Origin of the sequence: Pseudomonas sp. M20, assembly GCF_045037865.1 — a bacterium.
Classification (GTDB): Bacteria; Pseudomonadota; Gammaproteobacteria; order Pseudomonadales; family Pseudomonadaceae; genus Aquipseudomonas.
Genome location: NZ_CP173611.1, coordinates 3,898,191 through 3,914,647, shown reverse-complemented (window position 1 = coordinate 3,914,647; position 16,457 = coordinate 3,898,191). Strand labels below are relative to the sequence as shown.

Sequence of the window (16,457 nt, the reverse complement as noted above, 5' to 3'; positions counted from 1 at the left end):
GCTACTGCGGCAACTCCAGATTATCCATAACCCGATTCACCGCCAGCTCGCCGAGCATGATCAATTGCGCAATCCCCAGTAGCGTTCTGCGTTGCGAGGCGGGTATGAGGTTGGCAAAGTCATGGGCGATGGTTCTGGCTGAGGCGAGTGTTTCGCTGGCATCGGCCAGCAGTTCCTCGTTTTTGAAGTCAGCGGTGACGGCGTACATCCGGCGGGTTTTGCGTGGCGGTGGGGGGGAGCCGGGCGGGCAGAGGTAGTGATCGAGGGCGCGGTCGGCGGCGTCGTGGAGCTTGTTGGAATCGAGGGATTCGTAGGGGGACGTAGGGTCGGTTTCGGGTGGGTTGGGTGTTGGTTTGATCATGGTGAAGCTCCTTTGAAGTGGAGCCGCTACACCCTGTCGCTAAACAGGTGGGTGGCGGCTGTACGCAGGTTAGCGAACCGGTCAAAGGCACCCGGCAGACCCGAAGGTCTCCCGCATACAGCCACCATGACGAAATCGCGAAAATACAGATCCGCAACGAAGCCTGGAACGCCGATGCACCTTTGACTTGAGTTCGAGTCGCTAAACCCGATCGCTGATTCGTCAGCGACCGACCCACAATAGAACCCGACCCCAAAGCGCACAAGCCGGCGGATTCTGGCTTGGCTGTAGGCAATGGCGCAAGGATTTGTAGCCTTGCGGAAATGTCATTACACACAATTCAACGAGATCTTAAAGTTGAGCCTAAAAAGACAACAAACCCGCGGCCATTTTCATGGGGGCGCGGGCTTTCAGGATTGCGAAGTTGTGCAGACATTTATTCCGACAAGTTTCAACTAGTCGGTGTTGCTTGAAGGTCCGATCATTTCTGCGGCTTCTAGGTGCTCCTCGTTACTGCTCATCGCTCCCAATGCACCTGCATAGTTAAATAAAAAGAACAATCCATGATGGGGATCAGCTGTCTGGTCCAGCCATTCAAAATTTCGGGTATAGGTATTGTAAACCTCAGCCCTGGCTCCATTGGCGTTGCCGGTCCAGGCCCTGTCCAGGTGAGGGGCCGTTGGACCTGCACTCCATACGAACCAAGGTTGCGAGAAGCAACGCTGAATGACCGCAAGGATTTGCGGCGTTAAATGCACGTCTCCTCTTTGCGCCAATGCTTGAAGGTGTCTCTGGTAAGTCCAGCCTAAGCCTCCACCTACGAACACGGAGTAGATATTCGAGACTTTGACTGAGTAGCTGACCTGCGCAGCCTGTTGATCGGTGATGGTGATGGTTGCCCCACCGTTGCCCATTCCTGTTACCTTGCCGCCGGCGTCAACTGCCGCGACGGCTGGATTCGAGGACCTGTATGTATAGGGCGCAATACCCCCGGCAGCCTCGCGGATCTTAGTGTTACCAATGGCATCAACACCGTTGAGGTTTGGACAGTAACCACTTCTTACCATCACGCCATCCAGCTCCATCAGCGTCGTGTCGACTGAAAGTTGCTGGGGACTCACCGTCAGCAATCGCACGTTGGAATAAACCGAGGTCGGGTGGTACAGCGATTTAGCATACAAGCGGTGACCGCCGACTGTGACGGTGATGGTGTGCTGCCATGACCTGTCAATTGGACTGGCGGTCACTTTGCCTTTGGACTCTGCGCTCGGGCCCCTACCGTCGAAAATTTCGATCTCCTTCCCTTCGCTGGCTGTGCCCTTGAGTATTAACGTGGTGCTGGTGGTGCTGGCACCCTCCGGCACTTCTTTATTGTTGGCGTCCAATACGTTGGTTAGCGTCGGGGCCGGCAATTTCTCTTTCAGACGAATGTTCACCGTCTCGTTCGGCGATTCGCCAAATTGTCCCAGTTGATCAGTTACCTCGAAATTGACGTTTATCTCGCCGTCAACAACGTTCTCAAAATCAGCTGTATACAGCGTCTTGCTCACTGGTGCCGAGGGATCCATAACGTCCACCGTGAACGTCGCGATGCCTAGCTTCAATATCACTTGATCGAAAGGTTCTTTGGTCGTGTAGCGCATTTCGAACGTGACACCGTTTTGTGCCAAGTCAGGGGTAATGCCATTGGCGATCACCTCGGAAGGAATAATCAGCTTGAAATTGGCATGGGGGGGCAGGTGGTACAGCACCGACGATATTTCCGATTTTTCTTTATTGCCGCTGAGCCGTTCAACAACGTAGTGCAGCTTGTTGATGCCGTTTACGAACTTGGATTTCGGGGCGTACAGCGCGACTCGTTTATTTTCCTCGCCGGGCTCGACAGTGTGACTGTCCACGGGCGTCGCCCCATCATTGATAAACAATGCGACTGAATTGTACTCGGCCAGTGCTGCCACGCCTCGATTTAGTAGTTCAGTCCACGGATCAACCACACACCGCACGCGTTCAGGTGTGCCGGTGAAGAGGCGTCTCGGAACGCCGCCGTGAGCAAGTCCGGACGGCCTCACCGGTGTCAACCAGCCGGGTATGAATACCGGGAACAACTTGAATACTTCAATCAGATCGTCGGATTGGATATCAATGGTCGAGTGAGTGTCCATGACGCGCTCCTGACCCGTGACAGGCCGGCATGTGGGTGAAGCGCTATCACACAATGGTTTGTGAATTTTGCCCACTGTCATATCTGACAGGTAGATGCTTGTTTCAGACGAGTGGTCGAGACTCGGCGGCGCGCTCAAGTTTCGTTCGACGTGCCGGCCCTTCCCTTGAAAGCGGAAAGAGTCGAGTTACCAGGCTCAAACGTAAAACGCGCCGCCCCGGTTGATTAGGAGCGGCGGGTTTTGACTGTCCGCAGTTGGGGGTTGCCTGTAGATAGGCCATCGCGAGCAGGCAGTGGCACCAAACAACTCGACCGGCCCGCATCACCGCGGCAACTCCAGATTATCCATCACCCGATTCACCGCCAGTTCGCCGAGCATGATCAATTGCGCGATCCCCAACAATGTCCTGCGCTGCGACGCGGGTATGAGGTGGGCGAAGTCATGGGCGATGGTTCTGGCTGAGGCGAGTGTTTCGCTGGCATCGGCCAGCAGCTCTTCATTTTTGAAGTCCGCGGTGACGGCGTACATCCGGCGGGTTTTACGCGGTGGTGGCGTGGAGCCGGGCGGGCAGAGGTAGTGATCGAGGGCGCGGTCGGCGGCGTCGTGGAGTTTGCTGGAGTCGAGGGAATCGTAGGGGGAGGTGGGGTCGGTTGCGGGTGGGTTGGGGGTTGGTTTGATCATGGTTGAAGCCTCTAGAGTAGTGAAGCTGCCACCGTTCGCTGCTAACGAAGGAGGTGGCGGCCGTACGCGGGTTAGCAGACCAGGACTCTAGAACCCGGCGCACCGAAGTGCCCCACGCAAAGCCGCCATAACGGCAACGGACTTCATGCGTCTAGAGATAACCCGGGCTGCTAAACCCGGTCGCTGATTTGTCAGCGACCGGACCACAATATAACCCGACCCCAAAGCGCACAAGCCGGCGGATTCTGGCTTGGCTGTAGGCATTGGCGCAAGGATTTGTAGCCTTGAGACCGTGTCTTGAGGTGTCTTTTAAACAGCTTCGTTTAAATCGAAAAATTTGTGCCGGACATAAGGGCCTCTTCGCGAGCAGGTTCGCTCCCACAAGAGACTGCATTCCAAATGTGAGAGTGAAATGCACACCAAATGTAGGAGTGAGCCTGCTCGCGATAGCGGAGTGTCAGTTGACGAATTTTTTGGATGACACACCGCTATCGCGAGCAGGCTCACTCCTACAGTGTTCGCGTACACCTTCCTCTCTGTTTCAATCAATCGCAAAAGTTGGAAAGCTTCTTGCAGTACCCGCCGTGAGCCCGCTCTGGGCGTCAAAAGTTTGCTTTAAAGGAACGGGGAAAACCGGTGGATCGCTCTCAGTTATTCAACACTGCTCGCACAAACGTTGCCGACCTCAGTCGAGGCAATCTGGGCGTGCCGTTGTTGCTGCTGGTGATGCTGGCGATGATGATGTTGCCGGTGCCGCCGTTCCTGCTCGACGTGTTCTTCACCTTCAACATTGCCTTGTCGATTGTCGTCCTGCTGGTCTGCGTGTATGCGCTGCGACCGCTGGATTTCGCCGTGTTCCCGACGATTCTGCTGGTTGCGACGTTGCTGCGGCTGGCGTTGAACGTGGCCTCGACGCGGGTGGTCATGCTCCACGGTCAGGACGGCCACGCCGCTGCCGGTAAGGTGATTCAGGCCTTCGGTGAGGTGGTGATCGGCGGTAACTACGTGGTTGGTATCGTGGTTTTCGCGATCCTGATGATCATCAACTTCGTCGTGGTGACCAAGGGTGCCGGGCGGATTTCCGAGGTGAGCGCGCGGTTCACCCTCGATGCGATGCCCGGCAAACAAATGGCGATCGACGCCGACCTCAACGCCGGTCTGATCGACCAGAACCAGGCCAAGATGCGCCGTCAGGAAGTCGCCCAAGAGGCTGAGTTCTACGGTTCGATGGACGGTGCCAGCAAGTTCGTCCGTGGTGACGCCATCGCGGGCCTGCTGATTCTGTTCATCAACCTGATCGGCGGCATGGCCGTGGGTATCTTCCAGCATGGCATGACGTTCGGTGATGCCGGCCGGGTTTATGCCTTGCTGACCATCGGTGACGGTTTAGTGGCGCAATTGCCATCACTGCTGTTATCGACAGCGGCAGCGATCATGGTGACCCGTGCTTCCGGTTCGGAAGACATGGGCAAGCAGATCAATCGCCAGATGTTCGCCTCGCCGAAAGCGCTGGCGGTGGCTGCAGGTTTGATGGCGGTCATGGGGCTGGTGCCGGGCATGCCGCACTTCTCGTTCCTGAGCATGGCCGCGCTGGCCGCTGGCGGCGCGTACCTGTTCTGGAAAAAACAGAATGTGGCCAAGGTCGTAGCGTTGGAAGAGGTCAAGCGCCAGCAGGAACTGCTGCCGTCGCCGGCCCGCGCCATGGAAACCAAAGAGCTCGGCTGGGACGATGTGACGCCCATCGACATGATCGGCCTGGAAGTCGGCTATCGCCTGATTCCGCTGGTGGACCGCAACCAGGGCGGACAATTGCTGGCGCGGATCAAGGGCGTACGAAAGAAGCTCTCGCAGGATCTGGGCTTCCTCATGCCGACCGTGCACATCCGCGACAACCTCGATCTGGCGCCAAGCGCCTATCGCCTGACCCTGATGGGCGTGATTCTCGCCGAAGCCGAGATCTACCCGGATCGCGAACTGGCGATCAACCCGGGCCAGGTCTACGGCACACTCAACGGTATCAACGCCAAAGATCCGGCTTTCGGCCTGGAGGCGGTGTGGATCGAAATCAGCCAGCGTGCGCAGGCACAATCCCTCGGTTACACGGTGGTGGACGCCAGCACCGTGGTCGCGACTCACTTGAACCAGATTCTATACAAGCACTCCAGCGAGCTGATCGGCCACGAAGAAGTGCAGCAACTCATGCAATTGCTGGCCAAGAGCTCGCCGAAACTGGCAGAAGAGCTGGTGCCGGGCGTGGTCACGTTGTCGCAGTTGCTCAAGGTGCTGCAAGCGCTGCTCGCCGAACACGTGCCGGTGCGCGATATCCGCAGCATTGCCGAAGCCATCGCCAACAACGCCGCGAAGAGTCAAGATACCGCCGCGTTGGTGGCCGCTGTACGGGTCGGCGTATCCCGCGCCATCGTCCAAAGCATTGTAGGCACTGAGTCGGAGCTGCCTGTGATCACCTTGGAACCAAGGTTGGAACAAATATTGCTCAATAGTCTGCAGAAGGCAGGACAAGGCTCGGAAGAGGGCGTTCTGCTGGAGCCAAGCATGGCCGAGAAGCTGCAGCGTTCGCTCATCGAAGCGGCGCAGCGTCAGGAAATGCAAGGTCAGCCGGTGATCCTTTTGGTCGCTGGCCCGATCCGCGCGATGCTCTCGCGCTTTGGCCGCCTCGCAGTCCCTGGATTGCATGTGCTGGCCTACCAGGAAATACCGGACAACAAGCAAGTGACCATCGTTGCGACAGTAGGGCCCAACGGCTGAGGTAGTGGTTTATGCAAGTTAAGCGTTTCTTTGCCGCCGATATGCGTCAGGCCATGAAGCTGGTTCGTGATGAGCTGGGCGCTGATGCCGCCATCATTGGCAACCGCCGCATTGCTGGCGGTGTCGAGCTGACGGCGGCACTGGATTACAAATTGTCGGCGCTGGCGCCACGGGTTCCGAACATGGAACTCGAAGACGAGCTGCGCAAGACTCAGTCGCGCATCGTCACCGCCCAGGCCGAACTGAGCCTGCGTGGCGAAGCCGACGGCAACAGCAATCGCCAGATCTTCGCAGGGCTGCCGTTGACCGCTGGCCTGCCGCTGACTGCCGCTGAACCGCTGAGCGAGCCGACTTACGCTGCTCCAGCGCGTCCGGCCCCGGCGCCTGCGCAGTCTTCCGGCGGCGTTGATCCGCGTGCCCTGGATTCGATGCGTTTCGAATTGAACAGCCTGCGCGAGCTGATGGAAGTTCAGCTCGGCACTCTGGCCTGGAATCAGCTGCAAGGCAGCCGTCCGGCGCAAGCCAATCTGTATCGTCGTCTGCAACGTATCGGTCTGTCCGGCCCGTTGTCGCGCGATCTGCTGGCGATGATCACTGATATCGAAGAACCGCGTCAGGCTTGGCGCATGTTGCTCGCGCACCTGGCGCGGATGATTGCCGTACCGGAAGTCGAGCCGTTGGAAGAGGGCGGTGTGATTGCCATGGTCGGCCCTGCCGGCATGGGCAAGACCACCACGCTGGCCAAGCTCGCCGCGCGCTACGTGCTGAAATACGGCGCGCAGAATGTCGCGCTGGTGAGCATGGACAGTTTCCGCATCGGTGCGCAGGAACAACTGAAGACGCTGGGCCGCATTCTCAATGTGCCGGTGACCCACGTCGATCCGGGCCAATCGTTGGTGCAGGCGCTGGATCCACTGCTGCGCAAACGCGTGGTATTGATCGATACTGCCGGCCTGCAAGCCAGCGATCCGGCGCTGCGCATGCAGCTGGAAAGTCTGGCCGGGCGTGGCATTCGTTCAAAAAATTATCTGGTCTTGGCAACCACCAGCCAGAAACAGGTTCTAACCGCCGCTTATCACAGTTACAAGCGTTGCGGGCTAGCCGGCTGCATCCTGACTAAACTGGATGAAACGGCCAGCCTTGGCGAAGTGTTGAGCCTGGCGATCAGTCATGAATTGCCGGTCGCGTACCTGACCGATGGCCCACGGATTCCGGATGATTTGCATCTGCCGCGCCGTCATCAACTGGTCAGCCGCGCCGTCAGCGTGCAAATGCAGGAAGAACCCAGCGAAGAAGCCATGGCTGACATGTTCGCTGATATCTATCACAGCCCGACCAAGCAGGTAGGCTGAGGTATTCATGAACAGTTTTTGTACCTACATCGATGGTCTGCCATGCATTGTTCCGGTTGTGAACGCGCAGCCAGTAATGTGGCCTCCGTCTATGCAAGACAAGGTAAAGAAATAACATGGGCAGCATGCATCCCGTACAGGTGATCGCGGTGACCGGCGGCAAAGGTGGCGTCGGCAAGACTAACGTGTCAGTGAACTTGTCTCTGGCGCTGGCAGAGCTTGGCCGTCGGGTCATGCTGCTGGACGCCGATCTGGGACTGGCGAACGTCGACGTTTTGTTGGGTCTGACCCCTAAACGCACACTGGCCGACGTGATCGAAGGCCGTTGCGAATTGCGCGACGTGCTGTTGCAAGGCCCCGGTGGCATCCGCATCGTCCCGGCCGCGTCCGGCACGCAGAGCATGGTCCACCTGAGCCCGGCGCAACATGCCGGCCTGATTCAGGCGTTCAGCGACATCGGCGACAATCTCGACGTACTGGTGATCGACACCGCTGCGGGTATTGGTGACTCGGTAGTCAGTTTCGTACGCGCCGCGCAAGAAGTGTTGCTGGTGGTCTGCGACGAGCCAACCTCGATCACTGACGCCTACGCACTGATCAAACTGCTTAACCGCGATTACGGCATGAACCGCTTCCGCGTGCTGGCCAATATGGCGCAGAGCCCGCAGGAAGGGCGCAACCTGTTCGCCAAGTTGACCAAGGTCACGGATCGGTTCCTTGACGTGGCCCTACAATACGTCGGCGCCGTGCCTTACGACGAAAGCGTGCGTAAAGCGGTGCAGAAGCAGCGTGCCGTTTACGAAGCCTTCCCGCGCTCCAAGTGCGCGCTGGCATTCAAGGCCATTGCACAGAAGGTCGACACCTGGCCGCTGCCCGCCAACCCGCGTGGCCATCTCGAGTTTTTCGTCGAGCGCCTCGTGCAGCAAACGGCAGGGCCCGTGCTATGACAGCAAGCGGTATGAACTACTACAAGAAGTCGGCACGCGACGCTCAGTACGAGCTGATCGAGCGTTACGCGCCGCTGGTCAAACGCATTGCCTACCACTTGCTGGCACGGTTGCCGGCGAGTGTGCAGGTCGAAGACCTGATCCAGGCCGGGATGATCGGCCTGCTCGAAGTCTCGACCAAATATGACGCCAGCAAAGGCGCCAGTTTCGAAACGTACGCGGGCATTCGAATCCGCGGCGCGATGCTCGACGAAGTGCGCAAAGGGGACTGGGCACCACGCTCGGTTCACCGCAATACCCGTATGGTCAGCGACGCAATTCGCTCAATTGAAGCTAAAACCGGCCGTGACGCTAAAGATCACGAGGTTGCAGCCGAACTCCAATTGAGTCTCGACGATTACTACGGGATTTTGAATGACACCTTGGGCAGTCGCCTGTTCAGTTTCGACGATCTGTTGCAGGACGGCGAACACGAAGGGCTGCACGAGGATGGCGCGAGTGCTCATCTTGAGCCGTCACGCGATCTGGAAGATGAACGTTTCCAGGCAGCGTTGGCGGACGCGATTGCCAATTTGCCGGAGCGTGAGCGACTGGTGTTGGCGCTGTACTACGACGAAGAGCTGAACCTCAAGGAGATCGGTGAAGTCCTTGGCGTCAGTGAATCGCGGGTCAGCCAGTTACACAGCCAGTGCGCGGCCCGTTTGCGGGGGCGTTTGGGGGAGTGGCGAGCGCGCTGAAGGCAGTGTGGGGACACTGCGAACGAGGCTGGTGCGGTGATGAACGGCACCGGTCTTGCTCTGTTGTGCTCCAGACAGTCTTCAAGTGCTGCGCCGATTGATTGAAGTGGCGCGTCCAGGTGCTGGGCGCGTTTAAGACTGCTTGGAGGTCGAATTGAACAAAGACATGAAAATCCTCATCGTTGATGACTTCTCAACGATGCGGCGGATCATCAAGAACCTGCTGCGTGATCTTGGGTTCACCAACACCGTCGAGGCTGACGATGGCGTGACTGCCATTCCAGTGCTCAACAGCGGCAGCATCGACTTTCTGGTAACGGACTGGAACATGCCGGGCATGACCGGTATCGACCTGCTGCGCCACGTGCGTGCCGATGAAAAACTCAAGCACCTGCCAGTGCTGATGGTGACTGCAGAAGCCAAGCGCGAGCAGATCATCGAAGCCGCTCAGGCCGGTGTAAACGGCTACGTAGTCAAACCTTTCACGGCTCAGGCGTTGAAAGACAAAATCGAGAAGATTTTCGAACGCATCGGCTGATGAACGCGCGGGGGAGCTATGGAGCATAACGAATCTTCACAGGGCGATTTCGAGTCGACCCTGAAAAAACACGCGGTCGAACTGGTCGAAAGCCTTGAAAAAGGCAGGTTCGGCGACGCTGTGCAACTGATCCATGAGCTCAATCAGACCCGTGACCGTGGCCTGTACCAGGAAGTCGGCAAGCTCACACGTGAATTGCACAGTGCGATCGTCAACTTCCAGATCGACCCGAACATGCCGCAGGCCGAGGAAGTGTCGCAAATCACCGACGCCACCGAACGCCTGGGTTATGTGGTCAAGCTGACGGAAGCCGCGGCCAACCGCACCATGGATCTGGTGGAGAGCGCCACGCCGGTGGTCAATGGTCTGGCTGACGAAGCGCAGACCTTGAGCGCCGATTGGGGTCGCTTCATGCGTCGCGAGGTCGGGGCTGAAGAGTTCCGTGAACTGGCGCGCCGGGTCGACGGTTTTCTGTCACGCAGCAGCACGGACAACCGTGCGGTGTCGAGCAATCTCAACGACATCCTGCTGGCCCAGGATTACCAGGACCTGACCGGTCAGGTGATCAAGCGTGTGACCCAACTGGTCACCGAAGTCGAAAGCAATTTGCTCAAACTCGTGCTCATGGCCAGTCAGGTGGACCGCTTTGCGGGCATCGAACATGACCGCGCCGCGATGCTTGCAGAAAAAGATCCACAAAAACATCTCTCGCAGGGTGAAGGTCCGCAGATTCATGCCGATAAACGAGAAGACGTTGTGTCCGGTCAGGACGATGTGGACGATTTGTTATCCAGCCTCGGGTTCTAGAGTTTTGGAATTTTAGGTTTTTTGGGTTTTTAGACCTGTAGGAGCACCCCATTAATGAGCTTCGGCGCCGATGAAGAGATCCTTCAGGATTTCCTGGTTGAGGCCGGCGAGATTCTTGAGCAACTGTCCGAACAACTGGTCGAGCTGGAAAGCCGCCCGGATGACGCAGATCTGCTCAACGCAATTTTTCGCGGTTTCCACACTGTAAAAGGGGGCGCCGGCTTCCTTCAGCTCAATGAGCTGGTGGAGTGCTGTCACATCGCCGAAAACGTGTTCGACATCCTGCGTAAGGGTGAGCGTCGCGTTGATGCAGAACTGATGGACGTTGTCCTCGAAGCACTGGACGCGGTGAACAGCATGTTCACTGAAGTTCGTGAGCGTGCTCCGATCACCGCCGCCACGCCGGAGCTGCTGGCCGCCCTGGCGCGTCTGGCCGAACCGCAATCGGCGGACGCAGCCCCGGCTTCGCCAGTGGCCGAGATGATCGAAGAACTGGTCGTCGAAGGCGACTCGTCGGGCGACATCACCGATAACGAATTTGAACAGCTGCTGGATTCGCTGAACGCCGTCAAGGCTGAAGCCGAAGCCCCGGCCGCTGCTGCCCCTGCGCAAACGGCCGCTGAAGCCGCGAGCGATGAAATCACCGATGCCGAGTTCGAGTCGTTGCTCGATCAACTGCACGGCAAGGGCCAGTTTGCGGTGGACGCGGTTGCGCCAGCGGCGGCAGCCCCTGCTGCTCCGGTCAAGGGCGACAGCTCTGACATCACCGACGACGAATTCGAAGCCTTGCTCGATCAGTTGCATGGCAAGGGCAACTTTGCCGTGGATGCGCTGGAGTCGGCGATTGCTTCGGCACCTGCGCCTGCTGCTCCAGCGGCCGCCGCTGCCGGCAGCGATCTGATCAGCGATCACGAGTTCGAATCGCTGCTCGACGAACTGCACGGCAAAGGCAAGTTCTCCGAAGTCGGCACCGCCGCTGCTGGCAGTGCTTCGACCGTCGCCACACCGGCTGCCAAGGCCCCGGCCGCTGTGGCAGCGCCCAAGCCTGCCGCCAAGCCTGAGCCAAAAGCCGAGGCGCCAAAACCGGCTGCCGCTGCTGCACCGGCTCCGGCCCGTGCGCCGGCGACACCGCCACCGGAAAAACCGGCGAGCGAAGCCGAAACCACCGTGCGTGTCGACACCGCCCGTCTCGACGAAATCATGAACATGGTCGGCGAACTGGTGCTGGTGCGTAACCGTCTGGTGCGTCTGGGCCTGAACAGCGGCGATGAAGCCATGCAAAAGGCCGTGTCGAACCTCGACGTGGTCACGGCTGACTTGCAGACCGCCGTCATGAAAACGCGGATGCAGCCGATCAAAAAGGTCTTCGGGCGCTTCCCGCGTCTGGTTCGTGACCTCGCGCGTCAGCTCAAGAAAGAGATCAACCTGGAACTGGTGGGTGAAGAAACCGACCTCGACAAAAACCTTGTCGAGGCCCTGGCCGACCCGCTGGTCCACTTGGTGCGCAACGCCGTCGACCACGGCATCGAGTCGCCGGAAGAACGCGAAGCGTCGGGCAAGGCTCGTGGCGGTCGCGTGGTGCTCGCGGCCGAACAGGAAGGCGACCATATCCTGCTGTCGATTTCCGATGACGGCAAAGGCATGGACCCGAACGTCCTGCGCGCCATCGCGGTAAAACGCGGTGTGATGGACAAGGACGCGGCCGATCGCCTCAGCGATACCGAGTGCTACAACCTGATTTTCGCCCCGGGTTTCTCGACCAAGACCGAGATCTCCGACGTCTCCGGTCGTGGTGTCGGCATGGACGTGGTGAAGACCAAGATTTCCCAGCTCAACGGTTCGATCAACATCTACTCGACCAAGGGCCAGGGCTCGAAGATCGTCATCAAGGTGCCGCTGACCCTCGCGATCATGCCAACCCTGATGGTCATGCTCGGCAATCAGGCATTTGCGTTCCCGTTGGTCAACGTCAACGAGATCTTCCACCTCGACCTGTCGACCACCAACGTCGTCGACGGTCAGGAAGTGGTGATCGTGCGGGACAAGGCGCTGCCATTGTTCTACCTCAAGCGCTGGCTGGTCAGCTCCGCCGCTCACGAAGAGCAGCGTGAAGGCCACGTGGTGATCCTTTCGGTGGGCACTCAGCGGATCGGCTTCGTCGTCGATCAACTGGTCGGTCAGGAAGAAGTGGTCATCAAGCCATTGGGCAAAATGCTGCAGGGCACTCCGGGCATGTCCGGCGCCACCATTACCGGTGACGGCCGCATCGCGCTGATTCTCGATGTTCCAAGCATGCTCAAGCGTTACGCCGCACGGCGTATTTGAATCCGGGGCGGCGGGGCGACAACGTCCCGCTGCACCTAATGGAGTGTTTATGGCAGTCAAAGTCCTGGTGGTGGACGATTCGGGTTTTTTCCGCCGCCGCGTCTCGGAAATTCTTTCAGCGGATCCGAGCATTCAGGTGGTCGGCACCGCCACCAACGGTAAAGAGGCGATCGATCAGGCCCTGGCACTCAAGCCGGACGTGATCACCATGGACTACGAGATGCCAATGATGGACGGCATCACGGCAGTGCGGCACATCATGCAGCGCTGCCCGACCCCGGTGTTGATGTTCTCCTCGCTGACGCACGAAGGCGCCCGGGTCACTCTGGATGCGCTGGACGCTGGCGCGGTGGATTTCCTGCCGAAGAATTTCGAAGACATCTCGCGTAACCCGGAGAAGGTCAAGCAACTGTTGTGCGAGAAGGTCCATAGCATCTCGCGCAGTAACCGTCGTTTCAGTGCTTATAGCGCACCGGCTCCAGCCGCAGCGCCAACGCCTGCACCGGCGCCATCCAGCTTCAGCAGCCACAGCACCAGCGCACCGGCACGTCCGGCACACGCGCCTGTGCATGCACCTGCTCCTGCTCCAAGCCGTGCTCCGGCCGCCAGCGCTTCGTCGCCAGCGCCGAAACGCAAAGCCTACAAACTGGTTGCCATCGGTACCTCGACTGGCGGCCCGGTGGCCCTGCAACGTGTGCTGACTCAGTTGCCGGCGAATTTTCCGGCGCCGATCGTGCTGATCCAGCACATGCCGGCAGCGTTCACCAAGGCGTTTGCCGAGCGTCTCGACAAGCTCTGCCGCATCAGCGTCAAGGAAGCCGAGGATGGCGACATCCTGCGTCCGGGCCTGGCGTTGCTGGCGCCGGGTGGCAAGCAAATGATGATCGACGGCCGTGGCGCGGTGAAAATCCTCCCGGGCGACGAGCGTCTGAACTACAAGCCTTGCGTTGACATCACTTTCGGTTCTGCAGCGAAATCCTACGGCGACAAAGTTCTGGCGGTGGTGTTGACCGGCATGGGCGCCGACGGCCGTGAGGGCGCGCGTCTGCTCAAGCAGGGCGGTAGCGCGGTGTGGGCACAAGATGAGGCAAGCTGCGTGATCTACGGTATGCCGATGGCCATCGTCAAAGCCGACCTTGCCGACGCGGTGTACAGCCTCGACGACATCGGCAAACACATTGTCGAGGCGTGTCTCTGATGGATGTTTTAAGCCTTATCGGGATCATCATGGCGTTCGTCGCCATCATCGGTGGTAACTACCTTGAGGGTGGTCACCTCGGTGCGCTGGCCAACGGCCCGGCGGCATTGATCGTACTGGGCGGCACCATCGGTGCCGCACTGCTGCAATCGCCGATGAGCGCGTTCAAACGCGCCATGCAGATCCTTGCCTGGATTCTGTTTCCGCCACGGGTCGATCTGGCCGGTGGCATTGATCGCGTCGTCAACTGGAGCCTCACCGCACGCAAGGAAGGCCTGCTGGGTCTGGAAGGCGTGGCCGATGCCGAACCCGACAATTACTCGCGCAAAGGCCTGCAACTGCTGGTCGACGGTGCCGAGCCGGAAGCGATCCGCAGCATCCTCGAGGTGGATTTCTACACACAGGAAGCGCGTGACATTGAGGCGGCAAAAGTCTTTGAAAGCATGGGCGGCTACGCGCCAACCATCGGCATCATCGGTGCGGTGATGGGCCTGATCCATGTGATGGGCAACCTCGCGGATCCGACGCAACTGGGCAGCGGCATCGCCGTGGCGTTCGTCGCGACCATCTACGGTGTAGCCAGTGCCAACCTGGTGTTGCTGCCGATCGCTGCCAAGCTGAAGTCAATTGCGTTGCGGCAGTCGCGTTATCGCGAAATGTTGTTGGAAGGGATCCTGTCGATCGCCGAAGGTGAAAACCCTCGCTCCATTGAGTTGAAGCTGCAAGGCTTCATGGATTAAGGGAATAACCTCATGGCACGTCGTCGCCACCAGGAAGAGCATGTAAACCACGAACGCTGGCTGGTTTCCTACGCTGACTTCATCACGTTGCTGTTCGCGTTCTTCGTGGTCATGTACTCGATTTCGTCGATCAACGAAGGCAAGTACAAGGAAATTTCCGAAGCGCTGGTCGGCGTCTTCAAAGACTCCGACCGCGCGCTCAAACCGATCCAGATCGGCGACGAACGACCGAAAACCGTGACTCCGGCCAAGCCACTGGTCAAGGACGCCGAGCAGATCGATGCCGGTATCGCCGGCGCCAGCGATCCGCTGAAAAGCATCGCCGATGACATCAGCGCGGCCTTCGGCGACTTGATCAGCTCCAACCAGATGACTGTGCGCGGCAACGAGCTGTGGGTCGAGATCGAACTCAACTCCAGCCTGTTGTTCGGCAGCGGCGATGCCATGCCGAGTGACATTGCGTTCAACATCATCGACAAGGTTGCAGCGATTCTGAAACCGTTCGACAACCCGATCCACGTTGAAGGCTTCACCGACGATCAACCGATCCGCACCGCGCAGTACCCGACCAACTGGGAGCTGTCCTCGGCGCGTTCGGCGAGCATCGTGCGCATGCTGGCCATGCAGGGCGTGAACCCTGGCCGATTGGCATCGGTGGGTTACGGCGAGTTTCAACCGGTGGCCAACAACGCTACCGCTGAAGGCCGGGGAAAAAACCGCCGGGTGGTGCTGGTGGTCTCGCGCAATCTCGATGTACGTCGCAGCCTCACGGGCACCGGAACCGCCAATGCGCAACCGGACGCTGCATTGAAGCGGGCTGGCACACAAACTGCACCGACCCCGGTCAAGACGCCGGGACGCGAGAGTGCCGTCAATTCTCCGTCACCCGCATTAACACGCTGAGCTATGTCTCGGTCGAGCATATCGGCCGGGAGGAACGAACTGAATGAGAGTCTGGGCAGTCGCCAATCAAAAGGGTGGTGTCGGTAAAACCACATCTTCCATCGCTTTAGCCGGATTGCTGGCCGAGGCGGGCAAGCGCGTGGTTGTGGTCGATCTCGACCCGCACGGCTCGATGACCAGCTATTTCGGCTACGACCCCGACAGCCTGGAACACAGCAACTACGACCTGTTTCTACACAAGGGCAGCGTGCCGCAAGGCCTGCCGGGGCAGTTGCTGTTGTCGACCAGTGACGAACGCATTTCCCTGCTGCCGTCGAGCACCGCGCTGGCCACCCTTGAGCGGCAGTCGCCGGGGCAGAGTGGCCTCGGTCTTGTAATCGCCAAGAGTCTGGCGCAACTGTGGCAGGACTTCGATTACGCGGTAATCGACAGCCCGCCGTTGCTCGGCGTGCTGATGGTCAACGCCCTCGCGGCGAGCCAGCAACTGGTGATCCCGGTGCAGACCGAACACCTGGCCGTCAAAGGCCTGGAACGCATGGTCAACACCCTGGCGATGATCAACCGCTCGCGCAAACAGGCGTTGCCGTTCAGCATCGTGCCGACCTTGTTCGATCGCCGCACACAAGCATCGATGCATACCTTGCGCGTGCTGCGTGACAAATTTCCCGACGAGATCTGGCAGGGTTACATCCCGGTCGATACCCGTCTGCGCGACGCCAGCCGAGCCGGTGTCACGCCTTCGCAATTTGACGGCAAGAGCCGTGGCGTGCTGGCTTACCGCGCGCTGCTCAAGCACCTGTTGGCGCAACAACTTGTTCCGCAGGTGGCTTGAATGATTTTGACTTGTGTAGGAGCTGCCGCAGGCTGCGATCTTTTGATCTTGCTTTGTGGTGCTTCTGAAAAGATCAAGAGATCGCAGCCTGCGGCAGCTCCTACCTGG

General features: G+C 59.1%; 14 protein-coding genes. 11 read left to right on the top strand and 3 right to left on the bottom strand.

What is annotated here, in order from left to right:
* Position 1: 1 nt before the first annotated feature.
* The 3 genes from ACI514_RS17330 to ACI514_RS17320 all read right to left on the bottom strand — a co-directional run bounded on the left by ACI514_RS17330 (position 2) and on the right by ACI514_RS17320 (position 3,204).
* Positions 2–361 (bottom strand): DUF6124 family protein, encoded by a 360-nt coding sequence (locus tag ACI514_RS17330; RefSeq protein ID WP_405122085.1) that lies wholly within the window; start codon positions 359–361, stop codon positions 2–4.
* Between the two features lie 455 nt (positions 362–816).
* Positions 817–2,523, bottom strand: a complete 1,707-nt coding sequence (locus ACI514_RS17325) for an Ig-like domain-containing protein (protein WP_405122084.1) — start codon at positions 2,521–2,523, stop codon at positions 817–819.
* A gap of 321 nt (positions 2,524–2,844) precedes the next feature.
* Positions 2,845–3,204 carry a DUF6124 family protein gene (locus ACI514_RS17320; protein WP_405122083.1) on the bottom strand — a complete coding sequence of 120 codons (360 nt, stop codon included), beginning with the start codon at positions 3,202–3,204 and terminating at the stop codon, positions 2,845–2,847.
* Between the two features lie 636 nt (positions 3,205–3,840).
* On the opposite strand from ACI514_RS17320, the gene flhA reads away from it, so the two are divergent.
* The 11 genes from flhA (at position 3,841) to ACI514_RS17265 (ending at position 16,349) form a co-directional block, all read left to right on the top strand.
* Complete coding sequence (gene flhA, locus ACI514_RS17315) at positions 3,841–5,970, top strand: flagellar biosynthesis protein FlhA (RefSeq protein WP_038363869.1); 2,130 nt, start codon at positions 3,841–3,843, stop codon at positions 5,968–5,970.
* Positions 5,971–5,981: 11 nt separating this feature from the next.
* The gene (gene flhF, locus ACI514_RS17310; protein WP_008077677.1) at positions 5,982–7,322 is read left to right on the top strand and encodes a flagellar biosynthesis protein FlhF; all 1,341 of its coding nucleotides are present in this window, start codon (positions 5,982–5,984) and stop codon (positions 7,320–7,322) included.
* Positions 7,323–7,438: 116 nt separating this feature from the next.
* Positions 7,439–8,269, top strand: a complete 831-nt coding sequence (gene fleN / locus ACI514_RS17305; protein ID WP_003222917.1) for a flagellar synthesis regulator FleN — start codon at positions 7,439–7,441, stop codon at positions 8,267–8,269.
* Entirely contained in the window at positions 8,266–9,006 is a 741-nt protein-coding gene (fliA, locus tag ACI514_RS17300) for an RNA polymerase sigma factor FliA (protein WP_007920004.1), read from the top strand. The genes fleN and fliA overlap by 4 nt, the downstream gene beginning before the upstream one ends.
* A 166-nt stretch (positions 9,007–9,172) precedes the next feature.
* Positions 9,173–9,544, top strand: coding sequence for a chemotaxis response regulator CheY (locus ACI514_RS17295; RefSeq protein ID WP_161986607.1), 372 nt, complete (start codon positions 9,173–9,175; stop codon positions 9,542–9,544).
* Positions 9,545–9,562: 18 nt separating this feature from the next.
* A complete protein-coding gene (locus ACI514_RS17290; protein WP_034151516.1) occupies positions 9,563–10,351 on the top strand; it encodes a protein phosphatase CheZ in 789 nt (262 codons plus the stop codon).
* Positions 10,352–10,405: 54 nt separating this feature from the next.
* Positions 10,406–12,676, top strand: a complete 2,271-nt coding sequence (locus ACI514_RS17285) for a chemotaxis protein CheA (RefSeq protein WP_405122082.1) — start codon at positions 10,406–10,408, stop codon at positions 12,674–12,676.
* A 49-nt stretch (positions 12,677–12,725) separates the two neighbouring features.
* Positions 12,726–13,874 (top strand): chemotaxis response regulator protein-glutamate methylesterase, encoded by a 1,149-nt coding sequence (locus ACI514_RS17280; RefSeq protein ID WP_160056826.1) that lies wholly within the window; start codon positions 12,726–12,728, stop codon positions 13,872–13,874.
* A complete protein-coding gene (locus ACI514_RS17275; protein ID WP_016987476.1) occupies positions 13,874–14,614 on the top strand; it encodes a flagellar motor protein in 741 nt (246 codons plus the stop codon). The genes ACI514_RS17280 and ACI514_RS17275 overlap by 1 nt, the downstream gene beginning before the upstream one ends.
* A gap of 12 nt (positions 14,615–14,626) precedes the next feature.
* On the top strand, positions 14,627–15,517 hold the full coding sequence (motD, locus tag ACI514_RS17270; protein WP_064390875.1) for a flagellar motor protein MotD: 891 nt from the start codon (positions 14,627–14,629) through the stop codon (positions 15,515–15,517).
* Positions 15,518–15,560: 43 nt separating this feature from the next.
* Positions 15,561–16,349: a ParA family protein gene (locus tag ACI514_RS17265; protein ID WP_008077691.1), complete on the top strand. Its 789-nt coding sequence runs from the start codon at positions 15,561–15,563 to the stop codon at positions 16,347–16,349.
* The last annotated feature ends 108 nt before the right edge of the window (positions 16,350–16,457 follow it).

Excerpts from the sequence above, each read along its gene's own strand:
- ACI514_RS17330 (WP_405122085.1), bottom strand. The coding sequence starts at position 361 with ATGATCAAACCAACACCCAACCCACCCGAAACCGACCCTACGTCCCCC.
- ACI514_RS17325 (WP_405122084.1), bottom strand. The coding sequence starts at position 2,523 with ATGGACACTCACTCGACCATTGATATCCAATCCGACGATCTGATTGAA.
- ACI514_RS17320 (WP_405122083.1), bottom strand. The coding sequence starts at position 3,204 with ATGATCAAACCAACCCCCAACCCACCCGCAACCGACCCCACCTCCCCC.
- flhF (WP_008077677.1), top strand. The coding sequence starts at position 5,982 with ATGCAAGTTAAGCGTTTCTTTGCCGCCGATATGCGTCAGGCCATGAAG.
- fleN (WP_003222917.1), top strand. The coding sequence starts at position 7,439 with ATGGGCAGCATGCATCCCGTACAGGTGATCGCGGTGACCGGCGGCAAA.
- fliA (WP_007920004.1), top strand. The coding sequence starts at position 8,266 with ATGACAGCAAGCGGTATGAACTACTACAAGAAGTCGGCACGCGACGCT.
- ACI514_RS17295 (WP_161986607.1), top strand. The coding sequence starts at position 9,173 with ATGAAAATCCTCATCGTTGATGACTTCTCAACGATGCGGCGGATCATC.
- ACI514_RS17290 (WP_034151516.1), top strand. The coding sequence starts at position 9,563 with ATGGAGCATAACGAATCTTCACAGGGCGATTTCGAGTCGACCCTGAAA.
- ACI514_RS17285 (WP_405122082.1), top strand. The coding sequence starts at position 10,406 with ATGAGCTTCGGCGCCGATGAAGAGATCCTTCAGGATTTCCTGGTTGAG.
- ACI514_RS17280 (WP_160056826.1), top strand. The coding sequence starts at position 12,726 with ATGGCAGTCAAAGTCCTGGTGGTGGACGATTCGGGTTTTTTCCGCCGC.
- ACI514_RS17275 (WP_016987476.1), top strand. The coding sequence starts at position 13,874 with ATGGATGTTTTAAGCCTTATCGGGATCATCATGGCGTTCGTCGCCATC.
- motD (WP_064390875.1), top strand. The coding sequence starts at position 14,627 with ATGGCACGTCGTCGCCACCAGGAAGAGCATGTAAACCACGAACGCTGG.
- ACI514_RS17265 (WP_008077691.1), top strand. The coding sequence starts at position 15,561 with ATGAGAGTCTGGGCAGTCGCCAATCAAAAGGGTGGTGTCGGTAAAACC.